This window comes from Streptomyces sp. 13-12-16 (assembly GCF_002114215.1).
GTDB lineage: Bacteria > Actinomycetota > Actinomycetes > Streptomycetales > Streptomycetaceae > Streptomyces.
In genome coordinates, this window is the sequence record NZ_NCTE01000544.1 from 1 (window position 1) to 3,439 (window position 3,439).

4 protein-coding genes and 2 pseudogenes are annotated in these 3,439 nt (G+C 74.2%); 4 read left to right on the forward strand and 2 right to left on the reverse strand.

The genetic code is table 11. The features are described from left to right. A pseudogene (locus tag B7767_RS22025) lies at positions 1–481 on the reverse strand (hypothetical protein); the annotation flags it as partial. Continuing rightward, complete coding sequence (locus B7767_RS22030) at positions 478–879, reverse strand: hypothetical protein (protein ID WP_030863631.1); 402 nt, start codon at positions 877–879, stop codon at positions 478–480. The pseudogene B7767_RS22025 and the gene B7767_RS22030, both read right to left, overlap by 4 nt. Before the next feature lie 389 nt (positions 880–1,268). Between B7767_RS22030 and B7767_RS22035 the strand changes: the two genes are divergently transcribed. The 4 genes and pseudogenes from B7767_RS22035 to B7767_RS22050 form a co-directional block, all read left to right on the forward strand. Continuing rightward, positions 1,269–2,426 (forward strand): hypothetical protein, encoded by a 1,158-nt coding sequence (locus B7767_RS22035; RefSeq protein WP_085573721.1) that lies wholly within the window; start codon positions 1,269–1,271, stop codon positions 2,424–2,426. A gap of 160 nt (positions 2,427–2,586) precedes the next feature. Continuing rightward, positions 2,587–2,913 (forward strand): YkvA family protein, encoded by a 327-nt coding sequence (locus tag B7767_RS22040; RefSeq protein WP_085573722.1) that lies wholly within the window; start codon positions 2,587–2,589, stop codon positions 2,911–2,913. A 120-nt stretch (positions 2,914–3,033) separates the two neighbouring features. Continuing rightward, positions 3,034–3,225, forward strand: coding sequence for a putative ATP-grasp-modified RiPP (gene tgmA, locus B7767_RS22045; protein ID WP_004935783.1), 192 nt, complete (start codon positions 3,034–3,036; stop codon positions 3,223–3,225). A 16-nt stretch (positions 3,226–3,241) separates the two neighbouring features. After that, a pseudogene (locus B7767_RS22050) lies at positions 3,242–3,439 on the forward strand (hypothetical protein); the annotation flags it as partial.

A 3,439-nucleotide genomic window follows, 5' to 3' on the forward strand; every position in this document is an offset into this window, starting at 1 on the left:
CGGTGTCGACGGCCGGGTCGGGCCAGATGCGGTGCAGCAGGTCGCGGCGGCGCCGTGACTCGCCGAGCACGGCCGCCACGGGTACGGGGCGGACCGCGCCGAACCAGTGCGCGACTCCGGGGCGGAAGCGGAGCGCGGCGCAGTCGTGGGCGAGCGCGAAGTACGCCGCGTCGAACAGGGCGCCCAGATGGCACAGTTCCAGCGCGCCGGTGGTGAGGCGCCCGCTGTCGACCAGCTGGCGGCCGACGCGGTGCCGGGCCCCGGCCCGTTCGACGGCTTCCCACCAGCCGGCCGGGGCGACCGCGCCGCTGCGGGTGAGCAGGTCGCCGAGGTCGGGGCTGTACGCGGACTCGACGTGGACGACGTGTCCGGCCGAGAGGTAGAAGACCCCGGACTCCGTGGAGAGCGCCCCGGTGGCGTGGTCGGCCGCGAGGGTGCCGAGCAGTTCCGGCGCGGTTTCGCCGGTGCACGCCGCGGTCATCCGAGCACCAGCCGGTCCGCCATGTCGGCCAGCCGGATCCGGGCCAGGGCGAGGTTGCCGTCGGCGCGGTCGAGCCAGAGGTACAGGAACACCGTGCTGTCGAAGGTCGTGACGACGAAGCGCAGGAGGTGGTACGCGTCGGCGGTGGTGAGGATCAGGTCGTCGACGGGCGGTTCCCCGCCCGTCCCGGCCCCGCCGCCGTCGGTGGACGCGAGGGTGCCGCTCTCCATGGCCAGGCGGGCCAGCTCGGCGGTCTCCGCGGCCGTGGCCTCCACGTCCTCGCCGGGTGCCTCGCCCACCGCCCCCAGGGCGAGCCCGCTGATCCAGTCGACCACCAGGGCACCGCGCACCCCCGGCAGTCGCATGGCTTCCAGCAGGCTCTCGTCGATTCCGGGCACGCCGGATCCCCCTCCTCGCACGGCTGTACCGCGAACGTGACGTCGACGCTACGGTGTGTGCTCGACCGAGGTGAGGGCTTTGGCGTTTTCCTGGGGAATATGCGACAAGGGCGGTACGCCGCTGGTAGGGTCCGGGCTTTTGCCGCCGGACCACCGCCGGGGCAGGGCGCGGGCGGGGCCGGCCCCGGTGCGGATGGTGGGCCGGTCCCGCCCGCGGCCCCCATGGTGCCCGTGGTCCCGCCGCCGGGACCACGGGTGAACCGCTGTCACCACGGGTGCGCCGCGCACACCCCGCGCGCGACACGCCGACCGGCGGAGCCCCGGCTCAACCCTCCGGCCGGCCACGGCGATACTGGCAGGAGCACGTGCCCCCGCTCACGACTGGACCCATGCCGACCTCCTCCTCAGCCCGCCCCCCCGTCCCTCCCACAGTCTGGCTGGCCCGCGGCCGCCACGCCGGTGCCACGCCCGAGACGGCGATCCGGCACACCCTGCGCTGGCTCAAGGCCGGCCTGGACATCGACGACTTCCTGGAACTCCCCGCACAGGACACCGCTCCCGACCTGGTGTTCGAAGCCCGGACGCGGGTCGCGGGCGGGGTCACCGTGCGCGCCCGGCTGCGCCTCGCGCCCGGCACGGACGCGGGCCGGGACTGGGTCCTGGTCGCCGAGGCGGAGCAGCCCTGGGACCCCTCCTGGCCGTCCCCGGCCGCCATGTTCTGGCCGTCGGAGCCGGACCCGGGGTGGAACGCCGACCCGGTGACGGGACTGCGGCCGGGCGTGATCAATCCGCTGCCCGAGGACGACAAGGACGTACGACGGCTGCTGCGCGCCTGTGTGCGCGACCCGTGGCACGTCCATGTCGTCGTCCATGAGGCGATGACCACGGACGAGCGCGGCCGGGTGCCGCTCGCGCGCTGGCTGCCGCCGGGGCTGCGGGACCGGGTGGTGGAGCACCGGGCCACGCCCCAGCAGTCGCGGGTGGCGAACTGGGCGCTGCGGGAGTTCGGTGTGGAGGTTCCGCGCGGGGGCGCGGTGGTGCTGCCCGACAGCCCGGCGCCCGAGGGCTACGACGCCGACGCCTTCGCCGTACGCGCGGTGTTCCTGGACGGCACGGAACCGGTCGACCTCGTGGCGGCCGTGACCCGGTACGACGCGCTGCCGCGCGTGCTGCCGGAGGAGGCGCAGGACGCGCTGACGGCGCTGCGGGAGGAGTGGCGCCTGCTGACGACGGAGGAGGAACTCGTCCGGGAGCGGGCGCTGGTGGCGATGTACGCCGAGGCGCTGGAGGCGATGACGAAGTCCCGGGACCTCTACCGCGAGGCGGCGGAACGCGCCCACGAGGCGCTGGCCGCGTACCGGGAGTCGGCCGGGTCCCCGGGCACGGGGCAGCCTCCCGCGCCCCGGGCCCCCTCCCCCCTCCAGCACCTGACCCGCACCCTGGAACGCCTGAAGGCCGGCGGCAGGACCCGCCGTCCCGCCCCGGAGGACCCGCTCCCGGAGGACCCGCTCCCGGAGGACCGGCCGGCCGCGTCCGACCGGTCCTGAGTCCGCCGGCGCGTCCCGCGGGGCATCGGACGCGTGCGCACATGGCCGGTCCTGGCCGTCATACCGGCGTCGCGAGCGGGAATCCGCTCAGTGCGGGCCGTGTCGCGGCGAGACCGCGGCACGGGCCACGGGTCACGGGTCCCAGGAGGAGGGCGGTCCGTTGGAGAAGACCACCGTGGCGCTCGTCGTCGCCGCGGCCCTCGCGGCCGTGGTGCTGGCCGGCGCCGTCGCCGTCCTGGTCCGACTGGTGCGCACACGGCGTGAGTTGCGTCACGCCGGCCTGCCCACGGGGCCCCGCTGGGTGTTCTGGGGCGCGGTCCTCTACCTGGTGCTGCCGGCCGATCTGCTGCCCGATCCGGTCTATCTGGACGACATGGGCGTTCTCCTGCTGGCCCTGCGCACCATGCGGGGCTCCTCGGGCGCCCGGGCCCCCGGAGCCTCCCCCCGACGGGACCGCGGACGACCCGCCGACGATTACGCTCCGTGAGGAAACCAACCACCCGTTCGATTCGTATAAGTCTCTGGAAGCCAAAAGAAGTCGGCGGACCAAGCGACGGCGCACAGGGGGCCGTTGTCTGCTCGGCGCAGCACCGACGAGGGAGAGACGATGCAACCGTTCGCGCTCAACTACGCACGTCCGGCAGTGGAGTTGGCCGTTGCCACTCCGTACGCGTATGACTCCGGACTGCAGTTGAACGTACTCGGCGACGGGCGGATCGCGGCCTGCGATCACGCGCTGTTGCGCGAGGTGGGGACGACGACGTCCACCGCGGGCTCCAAGACCCACTTCGACGACTGAACGCGGACCGTAGACGATGACCGTGCTGATCCTCACCAGTGAGGAGGACGTGACCGCCGACATGGTGGTCGTCCATCTGAACGGCTCCGGCGTGCCGGTGGTGCGCCTCGATCCCGCCGATCTGACGGGCGGCGTCTCACTGTCCGGCGAGTACGTCCACGGCCGCTTCCGCGGTCATCTGTCCGCCGGCGGGAGACTGGTGAGCATCGGCGGG

Bases quoted from the DNA above. Each gene is read 5' to 3' on its own strand.
- B7767_RS22035 (WP_085573721.1), top strand. From the start codon at position 1,269: ATGCCGACCTCCTCCTCAGCCCGCCCCCCCGTCCCTCCCACAGTCTGG.
- tgmA (WP_004935783.1), top strand. From the start codon at position 3,034: ATGCAACCGTTCGCGCTCAACTACGCACGTCCGGCAGTGGAGTTGGCC.